The organism is Kitasatospora sp. NPDC057512 (genome assembly GCF_042802135.1).
Taxonomy (GTDB): Bacteria; Actinomycetota; Actinomycetes; order Streptomycetales; family Streptomycetaceae; genus Kitasatospora.
In genome coordinates, this window is the sequence record NZ_JBHVET010001160.1 from 1 (window position 1) to 1,613 (window position 1,613).

Sequence of the window (1,613 nt, forward strand, 5' to 3'; positions counted from 1 at the left end):
GCCCGGGAGCGGCAGCGGGGGCGGGCTCCGGACTCGGCGCGGGAGCGGGGGCCGGCGCCGGTTCCGGCCAGCGGTCGGGCTCCGGTTCGGGGGCGGGTTCCGGTCCGGGCTCGGGTTCCGGACCGGGGTCGGCCCCGGGGCAGTCCCGGTGGGCCGGGGGGCGGGCGGAGCTGCGGCGCGACCTGCGCCACCTGTGCGCGGGGGTGGCGGGCGCGGTCGAGCCGGGGGAGCTCGCCCTGGACCTCGAACTCGCCGAGAAGACCGCCTTCCGGACCCTCGGCTGCCTGCTGTACGGCATGGGCCGTGCGGCGGACGGCGTCTTCTGGTGGCGGATAGCCGCCCAGTACGGGGACCAGCTGGCCGTGCACTGCCTGGCCGTGCACTACACCGCCGAGGGCGAACGGTGCGACGCGGCCCGCTGGGCCGCCCAGGCCCAGGACCTCAGCGCCCCGGGCCGGCTGCCGGAGCTGGCGCCGGAGGTCCGGCCGGGTGGGGCGGCGGAGCTGGCGCGGGTGCTGGCGGAGCACTACGACGGCGAGATCCTGCTGACGGTGCGGGAGGCGGTGGCGGCGCGGCCGAGGCCTGATCCCGGGCGGTTGGGGGTCCGGGCCGTGCGGGGGCGGGGGGTGGTGCGGATCCGGTGACCGGGGCGGGGGTGGTGCGGATCCGGGCAGGCTCGAGGGGTGGGCCGGTCGGGCTCAGGTGGGCAGGGGCTCACCTGAGCCCGGAGACGGCGTCGCCCAGGTACTCGGCGCCGAGCAGCAGCGGGACGGTGATCATGATCGCCGCGCTGTGCGTGGCCGTCCAGGCGCGCCACTCGCCGAGGGTGTGTCGTGCCTGGGCGCTGCCCCGGAGGTGCGCCACGAGCGGCAGCAGGGTGCCCAGTGAACCGAGCAGCACCATCAGGACGGCGGCCACCGCCTTCTCTCCGCCGCCAGTCGGCGCGGCGGCGATGGAGGCGGCGCCGCCGACGGCCGGGACCAGGGTCTTCGGGTGGGTGGCGACCAGCACCACGGCGAGACCGGCGGACCGGGCGGCGGTCAGCCGGTCGATCGAGAGCAGCCAGGCCGGTGGCGCGGTCACCCGGCCGGGTCGCGGTCGTTCGCGCCACTGCCGGGCGGCCAGCAGGACGAGTACGGTGCCGAGGACGAGCTTCAGCCAGGACGACCAGGTCGGTGTGGTGCGGGCGGGGTTCAACGCGGTGCCCGCGGCCACGACGGCGGCCGTCACCGTGGCGAGGCCGAGCAGCCAGCCGACCGTGAAGGCGACCCCGTTGGCCTGGCCGCGCGGTGAGGCGAGGATCAGCAGGACGACGATCAGCGGTAGCGGGCTGAGCGCGACCGCCACTGCGGAGGCCAGCATCGGGCCGATCGCTTCACCCATCCCCGGACCTGCCTTCCCGCCGCCGGGCGCCGTCCGCCATTCAGCTCCCGTCGGGCGGGCGGCGCACGGCCAGTGCCGCCGTTCGGGTGAGGGCGGGGGCGGAGCGCGGACGGGGGACGGGGGACGGGGGACGGGGAGCGGCCGAGGGCCGCCGCACCGCTGGGGTGCGACGGCCCTCCGCGGGCGTGAGGTGCGGCAGTCGGTGCCCGTCTCGAGCGCCGCGTGGTCGA

At 77.9% G+C, this 1,613-nt stretch carries 1 protein-coding gene and 1 pseudogene; one reads left to right on the forward strand and one right to left on the reverse strand.

Annotation, left to right across the window (positions count from 1 at the left end; translation table 11 throughout):
• Positions 1 to 644 (forward strand): annotated as a pseudogene (locus tag ACFU6K_RS38540) (hypothetical protein); the annotation flags it as partial.
• 70 nt (positions 645 to 714) lie between these two features.
• Here the strand turns inward: ACFU6K_RS38540 and ACFU6K_RS38545 are convergent.
• Positions 715 to 1,383 (reverse strand): GAP family protein, encoded by a 669-nt coding sequence (locus tag ACFU6K_RS38545; protein ID WP_380671262.1) that lies wholly within the window; start codon positions 1,381 to 1,383, stop codon positions 715 to 717.
• Positions 1,384 to 1,613: the final 230 nt, after the last annotated feature.